At 70.7% G+C, this 20051-nt stretch carries 22 protein-coding genes; 13 read left to right on the forward strand and 9 right to left on the reverse strand.

The window, feature by feature from the left end; all coding sequences use genetic code 11:
• The first annotated feature begins 2 nt into the window (after positions 1-2).
• From AB0C38_RS03705 to AB0C38_RS03725, 5 genes are all read left to right on the forward strand, one after another.
• Positions 3-761 (forward strand): ESX secretion-associated protein EspG, encoded by a 759-nt coding sequence (locus tag AB0C38_RS03705; protein WP_360665909.1) that lies wholly within the window; start codon positions 3-5, stop codon positions 759-761.
• Positions 762-895: 134 nt separating this feature from the next.
• Positions 896-1207 (forward strand): hypothetical protein, encoded by a 312-nt coding sequence (locus AB0C38_RS03710; protein ID WP_360665911.1) that lies wholly within the window; start codon positions 896-898, stop codon positions 1205-1207.
• Positions 1208-1227: 20 nt separating this feature from the next.
• On the forward strand, positions 1228-2364 hold the full coding sequence (locus AB0C38_RS03715) for a transglycosylase SLT domain-containing protein (protein ID WP_360665914.1): 1137 nt from the start codon (positions 1228-1230) through the stop codon (positions 2362-2364).
• Between the two features lie 15 nt (positions 2365-2379).
• Positions 2380-3552: a pyridoxal phosphate-dependent aminotransferase gene (locus AB0C38_RS03720; protein WP_360665917.1), complete on the forward strand. Its 1173-nt coding sequence runs from the start codon at positions 2380-2382 to the stop codon at positions 3550-3552.
• 102 nt (positions 3553-3654) lie between these two features.
• Positions 3655-3846, forward strand: coding sequence for a hypothetical protein (locus AB0C38_RS03725; protein WP_155548045.1), 192 nt, complete (start codon positions 3655-3657; stop codon positions 3844-3846).
• A gap of 3 nt (positions 3847-3849) precedes the next feature.
• Here the strand turns inward: AB0C38_RS03725 and AB0C38_RS03730 are convergent, their stop codons facing one another.
• From AB0C38_RS03730 to AB0C38_RS03740, 3 genes are all read right to left on the reverse strand, one after another.
• Positions 3850-4662 carry an SAM-dependent methyltransferase gene (locus AB0C38_RS03730; protein ID WP_360665920.1) on the reverse strand — a complete coding sequence of 271 codons (813 nt, stop codon included), beginning with the start codon at positions 4660-4662 and terminating at the stop codon, positions 3850-3852.
• Between the two features lie 86 nt (positions 4663-4748).
• Entirely contained in the window at positions 4749-5327 is a 579-nt protein-coding gene (locus AB0C38_RS03735; RefSeq protein ID WP_360665923.1) for an HAD family phosphatase, read from the reverse strand.
• 17 nt (positions 5328-5344) lie between these two features.
• Positions 5345-6367, reverse strand: coding sequence for a GntG family PLP-dependent aldolase (locus AB0C38_RS03740; RefSeq protein ID WP_360665926.1), 1023 nt, complete (start codon positions 6365-6367; stop codon positions 5345-5347).
• A gap of 136 nt (positions 6368-6503) precedes the next feature.
• Here AB0C38_RS03740 and AB0C38_RS03745 point away from each other — a divergent pair, with 136 nt between their 5' ends.
• The 4 genes from AB0C38_RS03745 to AB0C38_RS03760 are packed head-to-tail and all read left to right on the forward strand — an operon-like array spanning position 6504 to position 9303.
• Complete coding sequence (locus AB0C38_RS03745; protein ID WP_360665929.1) at positions 6504-7013, forward strand: SigE family RNA polymerase sigma factor; 510 nt, start codon at positions 6504-6506, stop codon at positions 7011-7013.
• Positions 7006-7722 carry a hypothetical protein gene (locus tag AB0C38_RS03750; RefSeq protein ID WP_360665932.1) on the forward strand — a complete coding sequence of 239 codons (717 nt, stop codon included), beginning with the start codon at positions 7006-7008 and terminating at the stop codon, positions 7720-7722. The genes AB0C38_RS03745 and AB0C38_RS03750 overlap by 8 nt, the downstream gene beginning before the upstream one ends.
• Positions 7723-7756: 34 nt before the next feature.
• Positions 7757-8353 carry a TetR family transcriptional regulator gene (locus AB0C38_RS03755; RefSeq protein ID WP_360665935.1) on the forward strand — a complete coding sequence of 199 codons (597 nt, stop codon included), beginning with the start codon at positions 7757-7759 and terminating at the stop codon, positions 8351-8353.
• 11 nt (positions 8354-8364) lie between these two features.
• Positions 8365-9303 carry a LysR family transcriptional regulator gene (locus AB0C38_RS03760; RefSeq protein WP_360665938.1) on the forward strand — a complete coding sequence of 313 codons (939 nt, stop codon included), beginning with the start codon at positions 8365-8367 and terminating at the stop codon, positions 9301-9303.
• A 79-nt stretch (positions 9304-9382) separates the two neighbouring features.
• Here AB0C38_RS03760 and AB0C38_RS03765 read toward each other — a convergent pair whose 3' ends face one another.
• The 3 genes from AB0C38_RS03765 to AB0C38_RS03775 all read right to left on the reverse strand — a co-directional run bounded on the left by AB0C38_RS03765 (position 9383) and on the right by AB0C38_RS03775 (position 11538).
• On the reverse strand, positions 9383-9991 hold the full coding sequence (locus tag AB0C38_RS03765) for an NAD(P)H-binding protein (RefSeq protein ID WP_360665940.1): 609 nt from the start codon (positions 9989-9991) through the stop codon (positions 9383-9385).
• Complete coding sequence (locus AB0C38_RS03770) at positions 9988-10764, reverse strand: inositol monophosphatase family protein (protein ID WP_360665943.1); 777 nt, start codon at positions 10762-10764, stop codon at positions 9988-9990. Before AB0C38_RS03770 ends, AB0C38_RS03765 begins: the two co-directional genes overlap by 4 nt.
• A gap of 75 nt (positions 10765-10839) precedes the next feature.
• Positions 10840-11538, reverse strand: coding sequence for an FCD domain-containing protein (locus AB0C38_RS03775; RefSeq protein ID WP_360665945.1), 699 nt, complete (start codon positions 11536-11538; stop codon positions 10840-10842).
• A 169-nt stretch (positions 11539-11707) separates the two neighbouring features.
• On the opposite strand from AB0C38_RS03775, the gene AB0C38_RS03780 reads away from it, so the two are divergent.
• Genes AB0C38_RS03780 through AB0C38_RS03795 form a run of 4 tightly spaced genes read left to right on the forward strand, consistent with a single transcriptional unit; the run spans position 11708 to position 16773 of the window.
• Positions 11708-13006 (forward strand): extracellular solute-binding protein, encoded by a 1299-nt coding sequence (locus AB0C38_RS03780; protein ID WP_360665948.1) that lies wholly within the window; start codon positions 11708-11710, stop codon positions 13004-13006.
• 1 nt (position 13007) lies between these two features.
• Positions 13008-13928: a sugar ABC transporter permease gene (locus tag AB0C38_RS03785; protein WP_360665951.1), complete on the forward strand. Its 921-nt coding sequence runs from the start codon at positions 13008-13010 to the stop codon at positions 13926-13928.
• Positions 13925-14746, forward strand: coding sequence for a carbohydrate ABC transporter permease (locus tag AB0C38_RS03790; protein ID WP_360665954.1), 822 nt, complete (start codon positions 13925-13927; stop codon positions 14744-14746). The genes AB0C38_RS03785 and AB0C38_RS03790 overlap by 4 nt, the downstream gene beginning before the upstream one ends.
• 14 nt (positions 14747-14760) lie before the next feature.
• A complete protein-coding gene (locus tag AB0C38_RS03795; RefSeq protein ID WP_360665957.1) occupies positions 14761-16773 on the forward strand; it encodes an alpha-galactosidase in 2013 nt (670 codons plus the stop codon).
• Between the two features lie 564 nt (positions 16774-17337).
• On the opposite strand, the gene AB0C38_RS03800 is transcribed toward AB0C38_RS03795, so the two are convergent.
• The 3 genes from AB0C38_RS03800 to AB0C38_RS03810 are packed head-to-tail and all read right to left on the reverse strand — an operon-like array spanning position 17338 to position 19863.
• Positions 17338-18342: a beta-propeller fold lactonase family protein gene (locus AB0C38_RS03800; RefSeq protein WP_360665960.1), complete on the reverse strand. Its 1005-nt coding sequence runs from the start codon at positions 18340-18342 to the stop codon at positions 17338-17340.
• The gene (locus tag AB0C38_RS03805; RefSeq protein WP_360665963.1) at positions 18335-18952 is read right to left on the reverse strand and encodes a bifunctional 4-hydroxy-2-oxoglutarate aldolase/2-dehydro-3-deoxy-phosphogluconate aldolase; all 618 of its coding nucleotides are present in this window, start codon (positions 18950-18952) and stop codon (positions 18335-18337) included. The genes AB0C38_RS03800 and AB0C38_RS03805 overlap by 8 nt, the downstream gene beginning before the upstream one ends.
• Positions 18949-19863, reverse strand: a complete 915-nt coding sequence (locus AB0C38_RS03810; protein WP_360665966.1) for a sugar kinase — start codon at positions 19861-19863, stop codon at positions 18949-18951. Before AB0C38_RS03810 ends, AB0C38_RS03805 begins: the two co-directional genes overlap by 4 nt.
• Positions 19864-20051 lie beyond the last annotated feature (188 nt).

The raw sequence follows: 20051 nt of genomic DNA on the forward strand, positions 1-20051 counted from the left end.
CCGTGTCGCTGGTGCTGTCCGCGCGCGAGTTCGACGTGCTCTGGGAGTCGTTGGAACTACCGCGCCGGCACGTCGCGCTGGACGTGCCGAGCGAGGGAACCACCCGCACCGAACGGCGGGAAGTGATCGAGTCGGCGTGGGCGTCGCTGAGCGAGCGGCGCCTGGCCCGCAACCGCCGGGTGTCGGGCGAGGTGGCGGACCTGCTGCACCTGCTGGCCCGCCCGAGCTTCGGCGTGGACGTGTGGGTGTGGGCCGAGCGCGAGATCCGCGGCCGCGCGGTGAGCGTCCGCAGCCAGGCGGTCCTGGCCGTGGTGGACAACGACGAGGTCTGGCTGATCCCGGCCACGGAGGACGGCCTCCCGGAGGCGGCGGTCTCGGTGGCGGGAGACCTCGGCCCGGGCATCGGCCAGACGGTGAGCATCCCGTACGACGTCCTGCGTTCCGCCGACGCGGCGGCCAAGGGTGACCCGAAGGCGCTGGTCACGTCGTTGGAAGACCGGGGCGTGGAGCTGTTCCAGGCCCAGGAGCTGTCCGGGATGCTGCTGGGCCAGGAGGCCAGAGGCCAGTTCGGCGCGGAACGCGTGGGGCGTGACGGAATGGCCCACCGGGCGGGCCGCGTGGTGGCGTTCTTCGACACGGACGCGGGCCGCTACCTGCTGCAGGTGGCCTCGGACCGCGACGGCCGCGAGTGGGCGACGGTGACCCCGGCCGACAACGTCCTGCTGGCGACGAGGATCCGCGAACTGATGGCGGAGGCCTGAGCCCCGCTGGGGTGGAACTTGGCGGAGATCGGTACGCGCGGCCCGCGCGAAGTCATAAAGTAAGCGCGGGAACCGTCCTGGTCATGGCGACGTCTGATCGGGCGGACACAAGTTTGCGAAGGGGATGACGGACCGTGCCTGTTTACGACACCGACTCGATGGCCATCGCGGCCGGCCAGGTGGAGAAGCTGAAGGACGAGTTCGAGAAGTCCAAGCAGAAGGTCACCGGCCTGGACCACGAGAAGGAAAGCCCCTTCGGCGGCATGGACGACAAAGGCGACGCGCACAGCGCGGTCGGCAAGTTCAAGGACGGCGTGCACAGTCAGTTCGACTCCGCGGGCAAGCACATGGAGGCGCTGGGGTTCGCCATGCGCAAGGCCGCCGGCCTGATCGCCGAAACCGACCAGGTCGGGGCGAGCGACCTCACGCTGCACGTCGACAAGTGATCTGAGCAGGGGGCACGAGAGTGGCATTGAACGGGGTCGGCGCCGGCGATCCGGACAACTGGAAGGCCTTCATGCAGAAGGTCGATCAGGTCGAAAAGGTCGATCTGAACAAGATTTCGGCGGCGGCCACCCAGTTCCGCGAGGCGGGCAAGAACGCCGGCGATCACACCGCGTCGTTGAAGAATTCGACTGACGCGCTCAATGCCGGTGTGTGGGCCGGTCCGGCGGCGGATGAGTTCTTCAAGTACGTCCGCCAGGTTCGCGACGCCGGTACCAAGGTGCAGACCCACCTGGAAGACGTCGCCAAGGACCTCGACACCCTGCAGACCAACCTCGCGGAGATCAAGCGCAAGGTCCAGGACAAGCAGAACTCCGCCGAGACCGAGGTCAACACCCGCAACACCAAGGCAGCGACCGACATCAAGGTCGCGCTGGACGCCGCGAAGAAGGCGATGGACGAGGGCAAGCCCGGCCCGAGCCCGAGTGCCGCGGAGATCCTGCAGACGGCGAAGACCGACATCCACACCATCACCGCCGGCTTCGACGGCGACGTGGCCGGCCTGCAGACCGAAGCGGACACGCAGATCAAGGCTTCGCAGAAGCTGATGTCCCAGCAGATCGAGGGCGGCTACGACCAGGTCCCCCTGCCGAGCAGCACCCCCGCGGCGCCCAAGAGCACCGGCGGCATCCACAGCAACGGCTCGTCCCACGGCGGCGGCGGTGGCGGGGGAGGCGGCGGTGGTGGTGGCGGAGGCGGCGGCCTCGGCCCCAGCGGCGGCCCCCCGTCCTCGCCGCCCCCGGGCAACGTCCAGCAGTGGATCCAGGAAGCCATCAAGGCCCTCCAGGCTGCCGGGGTGCCGGTCACCGATGCCGACATCCCGAACATCTGGGCGATCATCCAGCACGAGTCGGGCGGGAATCCCAACGCCATCAACAACTGGGACTCCAACGCCGCCGCCGGGCACCCGTCCAAGGGGCTCATGCAGTGCATCGACGGGACGTTCAACGCCCACAAGCTGCCCGGCCACGACAACATCTACAACCCGGTCGACAACATCATCGCGGGCGTCCGGTACTCCTACGACCGCTACGGCGGCCTCGGCAACGTGCCCGGCATCAAGGCCATGGCCCACGGCGGTGCCTACCAGGGGTACTAGAACTAGCCTGGCCGCATGGCCGACCTCGAGGCGGGTCCCGCGCTGCGGGCCGGTGTGCCGCCCTTCCACGTCATGGACGTCCTCTCCGCGGCCGGTGCCCGGCAGCGCAGCCACGGCGATCTCGTGTCGCTCGCCGCCGGGCAGCCGTCCGCGCCCGCGCCGAAGCCCGTCCTCGAAGCCGCGGAAAAGGCCCTCCGGAGCAGCACCCTCGGCTACACCGAGCAGCTCGGCATCCCGGAGCTGCGGGACGCCGTCGCCGGGCACTACCAGCGAAAATACCGCCTCGACGTCTCCGCGCGGGACGTCGTCATGACCACCGGGTCGTCCGGGGGCTTCCTGCTCGCCTTCCTCAGCGCCTTCGACCCCGGCGCCAAGGTCGCGATGGCCCGGCCCGGCTACCCCGCCTACCGCAACCTGCTGTCCGTCCTTGGCTGCGAGGTCGTCGAGTTCGCCACCACCGCCGAGACGAACTTCCAGCCCACCGTCGCCCTGCTCGACGAGCTCGGCCCGATCGACGGCCTGATCGTCGCCAGCCCCAGCAACCCGACCGGGACCGTCCTGCCGCCCGGGGAGCTCGCCGCGATCACCGGCTGGTGCTCGTCGCACGGCGTTCAGCTGATCAGCGACGAGATCTACCACGGCATCTCCTACGGCGCCGAGCTCGACTGCGCGTGGCAGTACGGCCGCGAGCCGCTCGTGCTCGGCAGCTTCTCGAAGTACTTCGCGATGACCGGCTGGCGGCTCGGCTGGATGCTCGTGCCGCAGCGCCTCCACCGCGCGGTCGACGTCCTGACCGGCAACTTCACCATCTGCCCGCCCGCGGTTTCCCAGTACGCGGCGCTCGCGGCCTTCACGCCGGAGGCGTACGCGGAGGCCGACGCGCACGTCGAGCACTACCGCGCCAACCGCGACCGGCTCTTCGCCGGCCTGAAGCGCATCGGCCTCGACAAGCTCGCCCCCGCCGACGGCGCCTTCTACGCGTACGCCGACGTCAGCGCGTATACCGAGGACAGCCTGAGCTGGTGCCAGCGGCTGCTCGCCGACACGGGCCTCGCCATCACCCCCGGCGTCGACTTCGACCCGGTCGACGGCGGCAAGTACGTCCGGTTCTCCTTCGCCGGCAGCGCCGGAGACATCGACGAAGGCGTCCGCCGGCTGGGTGGGTGGCTCCGCCAGGGGGAACCCTGATTCATCCCTGAACGTTGCTCTGCCGAGGGGAGTTTCACCGCCGGAACTGACACAGTGGAGTCACCGGGCCGGTGGGGCCACGGGAACACTTCGGAGGAAGCCATGTTCTGGAAGATCGTCGGCGGCCTGATCGTCGCCTGGGTGGCGTTCATGGTGCTGGGCGCCGTGATCGGCTTCGTGTTCAAGGCCGTCCTGTGGATCGCCATCATCGGCGGCATCGCCTTCCTCGGCGCGGCCGGCTACCGCGCGATCAGCGGCGGCAAGAAGGACCCCCGGCGCATCAACCGCTACTGAGCTTCACGGGATCCGCGCCACGCCGCCCAGCGACGTCCAGTTGACCGGCGTCAGCGGCGCCAGGCGCGGCCCGTCCGGCCACCACAGGTGCGGCGCCGTCAACCCGGGCTCGAGCAGGTCGAGGCCGTCGAAGAACGACGCGATCTCGGCCCGCGTGCGGTAGCGCGTGTCGAGCCCGGTGCCGCTGAACCTCTTCTGCAGTGACGTCGCGACGCCGGCCGCTTCGGAGCCGTCGTCCGGGTTGTGCTGGTGGAGCAGGACCAGGTACGACCCCGGCGCCATCGCGCCGACGTAGGACTTGACCACCTGCCGCGCCTGCTCCAGGTCCGTGATGTGGTGGACGACCCCGCACAGCACGAGCCCGACGGGGCGGCCGAAGTCGAGGAACCGGCCCACGTCGGCCAGCGTCTCGGCCGGCCGCAGCAGGTCGTTGCCCGCGATGTGCGTGAAGTCGTTGTCGACGAGCAACGCCCGGCCGTGCGCCTGCACGACCGGGTCGTTGTCGACGTAGACGACGTGCGCCTCGGGGTTGTACTTCTGCGCCACCTGGTGGGTGTTCTCCACCCGCGGGAAGCCCGAGCCGAGGTCGAGGAACTGGTCGACGGCGAGCCGTTCGGTCAGGTACCGCACGGCGCGGACGAGCCACTGCCGCGCTTCCCGCGCCATCGCCGGCGCCTCCGGCGCGATCTCCAGGATCTGCCGCAGCGCCACGCGGTCGGCCTCGTAGTTGTCCTGCCCGCCCATCAGGGCGTCGAAGACGCGGGCGATGCTCGGCCGGTCGAAGTCGACGCGGGCCGACGGTCGTTCGCTCGTCATGGCGGCCTACCGGGGAGTCGGGGGTGCCGTGCAGCCTAGGCCAACGCCGATCACCGCCGGTAGGCGGACGTGCGGTGTGGGTGAGATCAGTCCAGCCAGGCCTGGGCCGCGTCGGCGCCGTTCCACACCTGCGCCTTGAGCCCGACCGCCCGTGCGCCGTCCACATTGGACGGACGGTCGTCGAAGAACAGGCAGTCGGCCGGCTCCGCGCCGAGCTCGTCGAGCAGGAGCCGGAAGATCTTCGCGTCCGGCTTGACGCACCGGACGTCGCCCGAGAAGAGCGTCACGCGGAAGTGGCGGGCCCAGTCCTGCGCGCGGACCCATTCGCCGAACACCACGGGCGCGTTCGACAGCAGCGCCAGCGACGCGCCGGCCTCGGAGAGCGCTTCGAACAACGCCTGCGAAGACGGTTCGAGGTGGGCCCAGCCCTCGATGTCGATGCGGGTCAGCTCGGCCGACAGCGCTTCGTCGACGGACACGCCCAAGGCCTTGCCGACCGTCTGCCAGTACTCGAGCGGCGTGCTCCCGGCGTCGTAGGGAATCCGGTAGTCCCAGTACGCCTTCTCGAACTCCGGCAGCGGCGCGCCCATCGCCGCGGCCAGGTCCGGGCGGGCCAGGCTCGGCTTGCTCAGCACGTCGCCGTAGTCGAACACGATCCAGTTCACGGTGCCCCCAGTACTCGTCACGCGCCGGTCTTGATCCGGCGCAAGGCTTCTTCGACGTCGGTCGCGCTCAGGTCCCGGTGCGTGACGAACCGGATCTTGCCCGCCATCGGCACGGCCCGGATCCCGAGCGAGTCGAGCCAGGCCAGCGCGGTCGGGATGTCGGGCACCCGGGCGAGCACGATGTTGGTGTCGGGGACGTTCGTCTCCCAGCCGTACTCGGTCAGGCCCTCGGCCAGGCGCCGGGCGTTCTCGTGCGACTCCGCCAGCTCGGGGACGCGGTCCAGCGCGACCAGGCAGGCCGCGGCCAGGACGCCGCCCTGCCGGACGCCGCCGCCGAGCATCTGCCGCATCCGGCGGGCCCGCTCGACGAACGCGACGCTGCCCGCGACGACCGAGCCGACCGGCGCGCCGAGGCCCTTGCTGAAGCAGGCCGACACGGTGTCGACGCCGACGGTCAGCGCGGCGGGCGGCACCTCCAGCGCGACCGCGGCCTGCCAGAGCCGGGCGCCGTCGAGGTGCACGGCCACGCCGGCTTCCTTCGCGACGGACAGCAGCTGGGCGTGCTCGTCGGGCGGGGTCACCGCGCCCCCGGCCGCGTTGTGCGTGTTCTCGAGGCAGAGCAGCGATGTCCGTAATGTGAAGTACGGCCCGGGTTGTCCGATCGCGGCCGCGAGGGCGTCGGGCGATGGGCGGCCCGGGCCGCCGTCGTGCTCCAGGATGTCCGGCATGCCGCCGGCCAGCCACGCCGCCGAGCCGAGCTCGTTGGACAGCACGTGCGCGCCGCGCGTGGCGAGGAACCGGTCGCCACGCTGCAGGTGGAGGCTCAGCGCGACGAGGTTCGCCATGGTCCCGCTCGGCACCCACAGGGCGGCCGGCATGCCCAGGACGTGCGCGGCGCGTTCCTCCAGCGCCTGGACGGTCGGGTCGCGCTCGAGGACGTTGTCGCCGACCTCGGCGGACGCCATCGCCGCGCGCATCGTGTCATCCGGACGGGTGACGGTGTCGGAACGGAAGTCCAGCGGTGCGAGCGTGAAGGTCACGGAGTGATCACATCACACCCACCCGACGGGGATCAATCAGCCCTCGGGTGGTCGAACCGACTTGGTCCGTGCAACCGTGGACGCCCCTGATTCCGTCTACCGGCCGAACGACAAACAGAGCGGAGCACGACTGCGCGTGGACCAGCGCGACGAGGAGGAGTTCGCGGAGTACTTCGCCGCCAGGCGGGACGCCGTGCGCCGGACCGCGTACATGCTCTGCGGTGACTGGCACCGGGCGGACGACCTCGCGCAGACGGCGTTCGTCGCGTTGCACCGGAGGTGGAAGAAGATCAGGGATCGCGCGGCGACCGACGCGTACGTCCGCACGACGCTCGTCCGGGCGTCGATCGACGAATCGCGGCGTCCGTGGCGGCGTGAATGGCAGACCGAGACGCTGCCGGAGCCGACCGACGACACGCCGGGCCTCGACGAGCTCGTCGCGACCAGGGAAGACCTGCTCGCGGCGTTGAAGGAAGTGCCGCCCAAGCAGCGCGCGGTGCTGGTCATGCGGTTCTTCGAAGGACTCGACGTGACCAGTGCGGCGAAGGCACTGGGCTGCAGCGAAGGCAACGTGAAGAGCCAGACCGCACGCGGGCTGGCGAACCTCAAGCAGGTACTGGAACGGGAGGTGGAGACCAATGGATGAGCAGGAGCTGCGCTCGTTGTTCTCCGCCGCGCCCGGCGACGCGCCCTCGGCGACGTTCGGCCAGGACGACGTCGTCCGCGAATCCCGCCGCCAGACCGTGCGGCGCCGCAACCGGATCACCACCGGGGTGAGCGCCGCGGCGCTGGTGGTCGTCGGTTTCGGCGCGTACGGAGTGCTGTCCGGGGGTACCCCTCAGGCGCTGACGTCCGCGGACAGCGGCGTCATGTCGTCGCAATCCGGGCCGGGGTCGGGGCAACCCGGCTTGAGCCCGGCACGTCCTGAAGTCGGTGGGGAGTCACCGAACTTCTCGTCCGAACCACCTCGGCAGGGAGGTGACCAGGGCGGGAAGACCGGCCACTTGGCCGAAGGCGCCTCCGGGTGCGAACAGGTGGACGGGGAGCTCGCCATTGCCCTCGCTGGCGAGCTCCCCGGCCACGTCGCCGGTACCCCGGCTATCCCGGGCGGCGCTTGTTCGACGGGGTCGCGCTCGGCCGGGTTCCCGGTTCCGGGCGGCGAGGTGTCCGCGGCGGTGTACCCGAAGGGCCTTCCCGTCGTCTTCAAGTCCCAGCCGGCCGGCACGGTCACCGCGCAGGTGGCCACCGCGTCCGGTGGGTCGCTGGTGCTGGTCAGCGTGCCTTCGTCCGGGGCGACGGCGCCGTACGCGAGCCAAGTCCAGGCGTTCGCGCACGATCTCGCGCCCCGCTTCTGAGCCCCGGTCCGCCCGGTTGGCAGAATGACCGGTCATGACCGCTGCGACCACCCCGAAAGGGGAACGACGGCGCGCCGCGCTCGTCGAGGCCGCCGCGAAGCTGCTCGTCGAGGGCGGGTTCGACGCCGTCCGGCACCGGGCGGTGGCCGAACGCGCGGGGCTGCCGCTCGCGTCGACGACGTACTACTTCGACTCGCTGGAAGACCTGGTCACGGCGGCCGTCGAGCACCACTCGAACGCCGAGCTGGAGACGGGCCGCCGCCGGCTGGAGGAGCTGGCGACGCGCAACCGCGGGGTCCAGGCGACCGTCGAGCTGGTGCTGGAGATGCTGCTCGGGCCGGAGACCGACGACCCGGAGGCCGACGCGGAAGCGGTGCTCCTGCGGTACGAGCGGCTGGTCGCGACCGGCCGCCGGCCGTACCTGCGGCCGCTGATGCGGACGTTGTCGGTGCAGCTCAACGAGCTGCTCACGGAGATTTTCGCCCGCTCGGGCACACCCGTCACCGACGCCGACCTGGAGCGGCTGGTGGCACTGGTCGACGGCGCCGTCGTCAACGCACTGATCGCGATCGACCCGGCCCCGCGCGCCGCGGCGACCCGCATGCTCCAGAACGCACTCGACGGCTCCTGACCATTACTGTCGTGCAGGTGGATCTGAACCTGCTGACCGCACTGGACGCGCTGCTGGAGGAGAACTCCGTGCAGGCGGCCGCCGACCGGCTGCACCTCACGCCGCCCGCGATGAGCCGCACGCTGGCCCGGATCCGGGCGACGACCGGTGACGACATCCTGGTGCGCACCGGCCGCACGATGACCCCGACGCCCCGCGCGCTGGCGATGCGCGACGAGGTGCGGGCCGTGGTGGCCCGGGCGAACCGGGTGCTGGCGCCGGCCCGCACGGTGGACCCGGCGACGTTGCGGCGCACGTTCACCATCCAGGGGCACGACGCACTGCTCGCGGCGCTGTTCCCGGCGTTGCTGCGCACGGCGTCGGCCGAGGCGCCCGCGATGGGGCTGCGGTTGCTGGCGGAGGCGGCGGTGGACACGCCCGACCTGGCGCGCGGGCACGTCGACCTGGAGGTCGGGGCGACGGTGCCGGGCTCGCCGGAGATCAGCCACGACGTGGTCGGCGAGGACCGCCTGGTGCTGCTGACGCGCACCGGGCACCGGCTGGACCTCGAGGAGTTCGCGGCGGCCGAGCACGTGATCGTGTCGCGCCGGGGCCGGCTGCGCGACGGCGTGGACAAGGCGCTGGCCGAGCTGGGGCTGCGCCGCCGGGTGGTGGCGTCGCTCCCGACGGCGGCCCTGGCCCTGCAGGCGATCGCGCACAGCGACGTGGTCGGGCTGGTTCCGGACCGCGCCACGGCCCTCGCCCGGGCCGACCTGGGGTTGGTGGCGACGGAGCCGCCGCTGGACCTGCCCGGGTCCGCGGTGGTCTTGAGCTGGCACAGCCGTTATGACACGGATCCGGCGCACGAGTGGCTGCGCGGCCACTGCCGCACGGCGCTGGCCCAGGTGCTGGCGGGTCCGGCGCAGGCTGGGTCGGCTCAGGTGCTGCGTCCCCGGCGCCCGACGACATGAACGACTCGTTCAGGTCGTCAGACGACATGAAAGGGTCGTTCATGTCGTTCGCGGCCGAGCGGGACCAGCCGCGTCCGGCTCACTTGGGCAAGGCCACCAGCACTTCCCCGCGCGGCCCGTTCTCCGCCGCGTCGAGCATCGCCGCCGCGACCGTCGCGTGCGTGACCATCGCCGGGAACCACCGGCGGGGCACGGACTCGAGACCCACCACCCGGCGCGTCGGGCTGATCGGGCCGCTCTTCATCGGGCCCACCTGGACGACCGTCCCGCCCATGCCGAGGATCGCCGCGTCCGCCGCGACCTTGTCCGGCAGCTCGCTCTTCATGAACCGCTCCACCAGCGTCCGCGTCAGCCACCCGGCCGCCCCCGCCGAGGGGCCGGTCCCGAACGCCCCCACCGACACCGCCCGCGACGGCCCCGCGGCCACCACCGCACGAGCCCCGGCGGTCAGCACGCCGGGCGGATCACCCTTCCGCAGTCCCAATGCGTCGAGCACGATTTCGCTGCCCCGCAACGATTCCGCGATCCCGGCGGCGTCATGGACATCGGCCGCGACCGAAACCAGCCGGTCACCGGTGGCCGACGCGTGACGGCTGATCGCCACCACCGAGTGCCCGCGCGAAAGCGCCTGCCGCACCAGCTCACTGCCCACCGCGCCCGAAGCGCCGAGCACCGCCACCCGGCTCACTTCAGCACCTCCAGCGCGGCGGCGTGCAGACCCGGTGCCGCGACCAGGATGTCGGGCGAGTTGACGTCCCACGGCGCACCCGCGAGGTCGGTGACGACCCCGCCCGCCTCCCCGGCCAAGAGAGCACCGGCAGCGGTGCCCGGCAGGTCGGGTTCGTACTGCCAGAACACGTCGTACTGCCCGGCGGCGAGGCCCAGCAACGGGAACACCGTCGGAATCGTGTTGCGCACCAGCAACGCCTCCGAAGCCATCGCCGCGAACGCGCCCGCGAACCGTTCGTAGACCGCCCGGTCGTTGCCACCCTGGCTCGCCGTGACCGCCGCCGCCGAAAGGTCGGTCTTGGCCGAGACGCGCAGCGGCTGTCCGTTGAGGAAGGCGCCCTGCCCGCGTGCCGCCGTGTACGTCAGGTCGCCGATCGGCTGGCGGAAGACGGTCAGCTCCGGCTGCCCGTCCGTGACCAGCGTGATCGTCACGCCCCACTCCGGCAGGCCGTGCACGTGGTTGACCGCGCCCTCGGTGCCGTCGACCACCCACCACCGCCCGGCCGGCACGACCCGGCCGCTCTCGTCTTCGTCCCACCAGCCCACTCCGGGCTCGACGCCGTCGAGCGCCTCGCGCACGATCGCCGTCGAGGCCGCCTCGAGGCTGGTGCCGTGCTCGTACATCGCCGCCCGGTCCGCCGGCCGGCTCGCCGGGTCGTACGCAGCCAGCAAAGCCGAGCCGGCCTTCTCGGCCGCCTGAACCATCACCGCAAGAACGTTGTCGTTGCTCATGAGTCCATTACGGCACGCCGGACAGCATGATTCCAGTGCAATCTACTTAATCGACGAGTTACCGCCGTGCACTTGTCAGGAGTTGCGCTGAGCCTTCGCCAAGTCGTCGCGGGACTTCGTGACGAGCGCCAGCATCGCCTGCTCGGCCGCGACCGGGTCGCCGGCCACGATCGCGTCGAAGACCTTCCGGTGGCTCGGCACCGGGTCCTCCGCCGCCGACGCCCCGTGCACCAGCTTGTCGCGCTCGGCCAGCCCGATCGCGATGACCCGTTCCATCCGCATCAGGAAGTTGTTGTGGGTGGCGCCCATCAGCCGCCGGTGGAACGCGAGGTCGGCCTGGACGCTCGCCTCGGCGTCGTCGGCCGCGGCCATGTCGGCCAGCGCCTCCCGCAGCGACTCGAGGTCCTCTTCGGACGCCCGCTCGGCCGCGATCCGCGCCGCCGCGGGCTCGACGACCGTGCGGACCTCGGTGAGCTCGTCGAGCAGGCCCGGGTCGTCGGCGGCCGCGGTCTGCCAGCGCATGACGTCGGTGTCGAGCATGTTCCAGCGGTCGCGCGGCTGGACGAACGTGCCGCGCTTCTGCCGGGCGTCGATCATCCCCTTCGCGGCCAGCACCTTCAGCGCCTCGCGCAGTGCGGTCAGGCTGATGTCGAGCTCTTCGCGCAGCGCCGGCAGATCCAGGACGGTGCCCTCGCCCCACTCGTCGGAGAGGATCCGGCTGGCCAGTGCCTCCACGGTCTGGCCGTGCAACCCGCGTGGCCGGTGTTCGGTCAATGGAGGGCCCTCTCAGGTGGCGGGGAGACGAAAGGTCATCCTACGCTGCCCTCGTAGTCATCATAAATTATGAATACATCTTGACAGCGGCGTCGCCCGGTTGCACTCTTTGGCAGCAGTCACGCCCGTGCGGGCACCACGACAGTGCACATGACAAAGGGGTCACGACATGACGAGTGCAGGCCTGTCCCGCCGTCGTTTCCTGCGCAACGCGAGCCTCGCCGGCCTGGGTGCGATCGGGTCCAGCAGCTTCCTCGCCGCCTGCGCCACTTCCGCGAACTCCGGCCCGGTCAAGCAGGCCGCCGGGGCGGTCACCGTCCAGTCGAACCTGTCCTCGCCCGAGGCGAAGAAGGCGATCGAAGCGCTGGCCAAGGCGTTCGGCGAGAAGGGCGGCGCGACGGCGACGGTGAACACCGTGGCGTCGGAGACCTTCCGCACCCAGCTGCCCAGCTACCTCACCGCGGCCACCCCGCCGGACACCTTCACGTGGTACCCGGGTTCGCTGCTGTCCGGCTACGCGCGCAAGGGCCTGCTGCTCGACGTCGGCGACGTCTGGCAGACCATGGGCGACTACAGCGCGGCCTTCCGTTCGCTGTCCGGCGACGGCGCCGGGCACCAGGTCTTCGTCCCGACTTCCTACTACTGGTGGGGCTTCTTCTACCGGAAGTCGAACTTCGCGAAGTGGGGCGTCCAGCCGCCGACCAACTGGAGCGAGTTCCTCGCCCTGTGCGAAACCCTGAAGAGCAAGGGGATCGCGCCGATCGGCATGGGCGCCGGCGGCACCACGCCGTGGACCGCGTCCGCCTGGTTCGACTACCTGAACATCCGCATCAACGGCGCGCCGTTCCACCGCGAGCTGCTGTCCGGCAAGCAGCGCTTCGACGACCCGCGCGTCAAGAAGATCTTCGACCCGTGGCGCCAGGCGCTGCCCTACACCGACCCGAACGGCACCGCGATCGCGTTCCAGGACGCCACGACCGTGCTGCTCCAGGGCCGCACCGGGATGATCCTGACCGGCACGTTCTTCGCCGACGCCGCCCCGAAGGACGCGCTCGACGACCTCGACTTCTTCCAGTTCCCGATCCTCGACCCGGCGGTGCCGGTGGCCGAGGAAGGCCCGACCGACGGTTTCTTCGCCAGCGCGCGCACCCCGCACGTCGCCGAGGTCAAGGAGTGGTTCAAGTACGCCGCGACGGCCGAGGCACAGGAGCTCTACATCAAGAACTCCTCCGGCACGGTCCTGCCGACCAACCCGTCCGCGAAGGACAACGGCACGCCGCTGGTCCAAAAGGGACGGAAGCTGCTCACCGACGCCAAGGAGATCACGCAGTTCTTCAACCGCGACTCCTCCGACGCGCTGCAGCCGACCGCCGACGCCGCGCTGATCCGGTTCATCCAGAAGCCCAACGAGCTCGACTCGATCCTGAGCGACTGGCAGACCGCCGCGCAGAAGGTCTGGCAGTCCTGAGATGGCGGTACTGACCGCGAAGAGGCCCGACACGGCGTTCCTGGCCGCGAAACGCCGTCGCCGCCGGGTCTCGCCCGTGCTGCTGGCGTTCGTCCTGGTGCCGCTCGTCGTCGAGGGGTTCTGGGTGTTCTGGCCCGCCCTGCAGGGGTTCTACCTGGCGCTGACGAACTGGGACGGCGTCTCGGCGCCCACGTTCGTCGGTCTCGGGAACTTCGCCGAGATGTTCTCCGACGACATCTTCAAGACCGCCGCGCTCGACACGGTGATCTGGCTCGTGCTCTTCGGCGGCCTTTCGGCCGTCGGAGGGCTGGCGCTGGCGACGCTGCTGCAGAAGGAACGCCGCGGTGTCGGCTTCTACCGGGCCGCGCTGTTCACGCCGGTGGTGTTTTCGCTGGTCGCGACGTCGCTGATCTGGCAGGTGATCTACCAGCCGGACGGCGTTTTCAACAAGGTGCTCGGCGCGATCGGGCTCGGCAGCTGGCAGCACGCCTGGCTCGCCGACCCGAAGACCGCGCTGTACGCGGTGCTCGTCCCGGCGCTGTGGCGGCAGCTCGGCTACGTGATGGTGCTGTACCTGGCCGGGCTCAAGGGCATCGACCCCGCGCTGTACGAAGCGGCCAAGCTGGACGGTGCCACGGCGTGGCAGCAGTTCCGCAACGTCACGTGGCCGCAGCTGCGCAGCGTCAACTCCGTGGTCCTGTCGGTGATCATCATCGACTCGCTGCGGTCGTTCGACGTCATCTGGTCGATGACGAAGGGCGGGCCGTACCACTCGTCCGAGGTGCTCAGCACGTACATGTACGCGACGGCGTTCCAGTCACTGCGGCTCGGCTACGCGTCCGCGCTGGCCGTGGTGATCTTCGTGCTGGCGTTCGGCGTGATCGTGACCTACCTCGTGCGTGCGTTCCGGGAGGACTCGTGAGGCGGACGCGGACTTTCGGGTTCCACCTGCTCGCGGGCGGGCTGTCGGTGCTGTGGCTGCTGCCGATCGTGCTGGTGCTGACGACGAGCGTCCGGACGTTCTCCGACATCGCGTCGAACGGCCTGGGCGCGCTGCCGGCGTCGTTCTCGCTCGACGGGTTCGGGCAGGCGTGGGGCGAGGGCGGCGGCGGGCACGCGATGCTCAACAGCCTGATCGTGACGATCCCGACGGTGCTGCTCGCCCTGTTGCTGAGCTCGGCGGCGGCGTTCGCGCTGAGCCGGTACCAGATCCCGTTCCGCCGCACGATCATCCTGGTGATGCTGGCGGGAAACCTGCTGCCGCCGCAGATCCTGCTCGTGCCGGTGGCGAAGCTGTCCGAGCTGCTGGGCATCTACGACACGCTGACGGCGCTGATCGTCGTGCAGGTCGGGTTCGGGCTCGGGTTCTACACGTTCGTGCTGCAGGGGTTCATGCGGTCGATCCCGGACGAGATCCAGCAGGCGGCGCTGATCGACGGCGCCGGCGTCGCGCAGATCTTCTGGCGGATCATCCTGCCGATGACCCGCCCGGCGCTGGCCGCGCTCGGCGCGCTGGCGTTCACCTGGACGTTCAACGACCTGCTGTGGTCGATCACCGTGCTGCGCACCGGGGCGGTGATGCCGGTGACGCCGGCCCTGCTCGGCCTGCAGGGGCAGTACGTGTCCAACTGGAACGTGATCGCGGCGGGCTCGGTGATCGCCGCCGTGCCGACGGTGGCGGTGTTCCTGCGGTTCCAGAAGCACTTCATTTCAGGTTTGGCGATCGGGGCGATCAAGTGACGTGGACAGTGTCCATGAAGTCCACTTCGTACACCGTGGCGCTGGACCCCTCTTCCCGATGGGCCGAGCTCGTCGCGTGGGGGCCGCACGGTGTCGAGGACGGGCCGTCGGTGTTCACGAACGCCGGCGACGTGCACTTCATCACCGAGGCCGACGCGGCGCCGGTGGAGTACGCACCGCTGGGCCTGCGCCCGTTCTCGGGTGCGGACGTTTCGGTGCGCGGCGGTTCGTGGTGGCGGTTCGAGGGTGCCTCTCAGGACTCCGAGCTGCGTCTGACCTTTGTGGACGAACTGGCCGGGTTGCGCGCGGTGCTCTGCTACCGGGCGGTGCCCGAGACGGACGTGCTGACGCGCTGGGTCGAGTTCACCAACGCCGGTTCATCGACGCTGGAGTTCGACCGGATGGGCTCGGCGGGCGTGTGCGTCCCCACGGTGTCCGGGGCTCAGCTGACGTACTTGACCGGGCAGTGGTCGCAAGAGTTCACCCGCCGGACCGTTTCGCTGCCCGCGGGCGGGTTCCGGATGGAGAGCCGGTTCGGCGTCCCGGGCCACGCGCATGTCCCGTGGCTGGCGGTGCAGGACTCCTCGGGCGGCCCTGCTTTCGGCGTTTCCCTGGAATGGCCGGGTTCGTGGGAGATCTCCGCCGACGTGGAGCCGTCCGGGCTGACCCGCGTTCGCGCCGGACGGCTGCCTTCGCCGGGGCCGGTGCTGCTCGAGCCCGGAGCTTCACTGGTGACTCCGGCCGTCGCACTGGCGTCCAGTGTGGATGGACTGGCCGGGCTGGCTTCCGTCTGGCACGACTACGACCGCGTGCTGGCCGGCTCGCGGTGGCGACGCCCGCGTCCGGTGCTCTACAACTCCTGGGAGGCAACGGGTTTCGACGTCCAGTCTGCTGCCCAGTTGGAGCTGGCGAAGCGCGCGGCCGACCTCGGCGTCGAGCTGTTCGTGGTGGACGACGGCTGGTTCACCGGCCGTGACGACGACACCGGCGGCCTCGGCGACTGGACCCCGGCGGAGGAGTCGTTCGGCGCGTTCGTCGACTCGGTGCGCGAGCTGGGTCTGGAGTTCGGCCTGTGGGTCGAGCCGGAGGCGGTCAGCCCGAAGTCGCAGTTGTACGCTTCGCATCCGGACTGGGTGTACCGCATCGACGGCCGTCCGTTGACGTTGATCCGGAACCAGCTGCTCCTGGACCTGGGCCTTCCCGATGTGGTCGCGTTCATCAAGTCCACCTTGGACTCGTTGCTGTCGACGTACCCGATCTCGTACCTGAAGTGGGACATGAACCGGCCGCCCACTGAGCGCGGCCGCCCGGGCGCACCGTCCGCGGACCTGGACGCCGAGCACGTGGCGGGCTACTTGTCGGTGCTGGACCACCTGCGGTCGGCGCACCCCCACGTGACGATCGAGGCCTGCGCGGGCGGCGGGGGTCGCACGGACCTGGCGACGGTGGCCCGAACTGACGTCGTGTGGCCGAGTGACAACACCGGCCCGTTGGACCGCCTGGCGATCCAGGACGGGTTTCTGCTGATGCACGCGCCGCACCTGATGAGTTCGTGGGTGACGGATTCCCCGGGCGTGTTCGACCCGCGCCCCAGGTCATTGCGGTTCCGTTTCGTGACGGCGATGGCGGGGGTACTGGGCATCGGCGCGAACCTCTCACGCTGGTCTCCGGACCAGCACGCGGAGGCGGCTTCGCTGATCGCGCTGTACAAGTCGATCCGTCCGGTGATCCACCACGGAACGGCCCGGGTCCTCCACGGCCCGTCGGCTCCCACGGCGGCCACGCAGTACACGTCCGAGGACGGCGACACGGTGGTCGTGCTGGCGTGGAGCTCCGGTCAGCTGACCGGAGCACCATTGGTACCCGGCCGGTCGTCGCGGGTGCGCCTTTCGGTGAGCGCTGAGGCGTCCTATGTGGACGAGTCGGGAGCCCGGTACTCGGGAGCGCACCTGAAGTACGCGGGCCTCCCGTTCGACTGGACCGCGGACCACGACGCGGACGTGGTCATCCTCCGTCGGGATTCATGAAGGAGTTCCGTGGTTGCTGGTTCACCGGCGGCCGCTCGTCGAGCTTGCGGAGGAAGCCGATCGCTGAGCGCAGCCAGTAGGACTCTCCGTCGGAGAAGGAGTATTCGACGCTGACCGGGTGATCGAGCAGTGCCGTCCGCGCCCACCGGCCGATCCGGTCCTCCGACAGGCGGCCTCGCCGGTGTCCCGCTCGGCGAGGAACCGCAGCAGCAACCGGAACAGGTTCGTGGCCCGTGCGAGCGGTTGCGGCTCCGAAGTCGGCGGCAGGGTCGGCGCGTAGTACCTGACCCACTCGCCCGCACAGGAGATCGTGACCTCGATGTCGTACACGGGCAGGTCACTCGTGTTGTGAAAGCGGTATCGCGAGTGCGGCTCTTCATCGTCTGGGCGACCTCGTCGACGTGGTACCAGATGGCCACCTTCGCCGGCCGCCACGACCGCCGCGACCAGTGCGCCGACCGAGATCAGCGCGCTCGCGCTGCCGGAGATCGACGAGATCCAGTCGGTCACCTTCGGGTCGTCCGGCGCGGCCGCCACCAGGGCGGGAGTGAAAGGAAGCACCCGTCAGGGTAGCGAGACCGGCAGCACGAAGGTCGGCGAGCCCGTCGGGTAGTGCCGCAGCTCCGCGTCGCCGGAGGCGGTCAGGGTGAACGCCGTGATCGCGTCCGCCGACTGGGCCGCCACGTAACAAGTCCCGTCCACCAAGGCGAAGTGCCGCGGGTTCGCGCCACACGGCTGGTCGGCGACCGCCAACGCGTCGTCGAGGGCGAACTCCGTGATGCAGTCCGGGCCGCGGTTCGACACGTACATCCGGGCGCCGGCCAGTTCCAGGTGGGCCACCAGGTTCGGAGTCACCGACGACAGCGTCGACGCCGTCGTGGCCACCACGTCGAAAGCGCCCGGTGAAGTTTCGCGGACCGTCACGAGCGTCCCGGCCAGTTCGCCGACCACGTACGCCAGGTCGGTGCCCGGGCGGCGGACCAGCTGCCGCGGTCCGGTGCCCGGCGGAAGCGCGGACACCGCCAGCGGCTCCAGCGAACCCGACGAGGACAGCGTGTAGCTGCGGATCTCGTCCGTCCCCAGGTCGACCGCGCTCACGACCGTCGAGTCGGGTGACGGCACCGCCATGTGGACGTGCGCCGCCTCTTGACGATCCGAGGAGGGGCCGCTGCCGGTGTGCTGAACCAAGGCGGTCCGGGAGACCAAGGCCCCTGAAGCGGACAGTGAGAACACCGCCAGGCTGCCGCCGGTGTAGTTGGCGCACAACAGGAACCGGCCGTCCGGGGTCACCGCCAAGTGACACGGGTGCGCGCCACCGGTGGCAGCCGTGCCCAGCACCGACAGTGCCCCGGAAGGAGAAACGGAAAGCGCCGTCACGCCACCGGCAGCGGTCTCGTTCGCCGCGTACAGCACCGGAAGCGACGGGTGCCGGACAAGCCACGACGGCGACTCCAGCGGCAGCGAAGCGACCTCCGTCAGCTCACCGGTGGACGATCGCGAGAACGTCGTGATCCCGGTGCCGTTCCCCGCGTCGCCGGTGTAGCACCCGACGAAGACCAGCTCAGCCATGCGTGCTCCTCAGCAGCGTCTCGACCCGGGCGGAGATCTCCGCGGTGGTGCCGCGGGTCAGCGCCGAGCCGACTCCGCACGCCACCGCGCCCGCCGCCAGCCACTCTGGCACGTCCGCCGGTCCGATGCCGCCGGTGGGCACCAGCGGCGCCTGCGGGAGCGCGGCCCGCACGTCCGAGATCCACGACGGACGCAACGCCGACGCCGGGAACACCTTCACCGCGTCCGCGCCTTCCTCCAGCGCCCGCACGATTTCGGTCACCGAACCCGCGCCAGGGAACGCCGCCGCGCCGTACCGGTGAGCGGTGCGGATCACCGCCGCGTCCACCGACGGCGACACGAGGAACCGCGCGCCCGCGCGGATGGCCAGCACCGCCGACGCCTCGTCGAGCACCGTGCCGGCCCCGATCGTCGCGTCCGGGTAGGCCGCGGACAGGCCCGAGATCGCGTCCAGCGCCCCCGGGTTCGTCAGCGGCAGCTCGATCGAGCGCAGCCCGGCTTCCAGCGCCGCGCGCGCCGCCGAGACCGCCGACTCCGCGTCGTGCGTGCGCACGATCCCGACGACGCCCTGGCGCAGCGCGTCCGCCGTGATCTCCCAGCGATAGGTCATCGGTCCACCTCCGTGCCGTGCAGTGCCTTGGTGAGTTCGCCCTGGCCGGGCAGGCCTTCCAGGTCGGTTCGCGTGCCGACGACCAGCGCCGCGCACGCCGCGCCGGCCCGCAGCGCTTCTTCCGGCGGCGCGCCCCGCAGCCACGCCGAGAGGTACCCCGACGTCAGCGCGTCACCCGCCCCGACCGGGTCGACGACCCGCGTGACCAGGCTCGGCTGCGTCCACGAGCCGTCCGCGGTCACGGCGCGGGCGACCTTGTCCCGCTGTTTGACGACCACCGTCTGCGCCCGGCCCGCGAGCAGCGTGTCCGGCGTCTGCCCGAGCAGCTCGAGCTCGTCTTCGCCGGCGAACACGAGATCCGCCCTGGTCAGCAGCGGCCCGACGGTCTCGCGCCAGCGGTCCGGCTTCGCGAGCTTCAGCCGGACGTTCGGGTCGAAGGACACCCAGGCGCCCGAAGCGCGGGCCAGTGCGAAGAGCGCTTCGACGGCTTCGTGCGCGTCGGACGACAGCATCGCCGTGATGCCGGAGACGTGTACGAGCCGAGCGCCGTCGAGACCTGCGTCGCGCACGTACGCAGCTGAAAGGCGCGAAGCAGCGGAGCCGCTTCGGTGGTACTCGACCGTCTCGGTGTCCCGGATCAGGAATCCGGTGTACGCGTCCGGATCGACTTCGACCCGCGAGACGTCGACGTCGTCCGCGCGCAGCGTCGCGAGCACGTGGGCGCCGGACGGGTCGTCGCCGACGCGGCTCAGCCAGCGGACGCGGTGGCCGAGCCGGGCCAGGCCGACCGCGACGTTCGTCTCGGCGCCGGCGACCGACGAGGTGAAGGTGTGCGCGCGCCGCAGCGCGACGCCGGGCTCGGCGAGCAACAGCCGCATCGCCTCGCCGAGAGTGACGACTTCGGTGTTCATCGAGGAGAGCATAGCGCGTGAAATCTTAATTTAGGATTTATTCTTGACGGAGGCTGAGGCGCCCCGGCATGCTGCTCCAGGCTTCGCTCGACGCTGTTTCATCGGAGAAGGGTGTCCAGCAACATGCTCTTGAAGAGATCCCTAGCGGTCGTAGCAGCGGCCGCCGCCGCGCTCACCGCGATCGCGAT

The organism is Amycolatopsis sp. NPDC048633 (assembly GCF_040650695.1).
Classification (GTDB): domain Bacteria; phylum Actinomycetota; class Actinomycetes; order Mycobacteriales; family Pseudonocardiaceae; genus Amycolatopsis.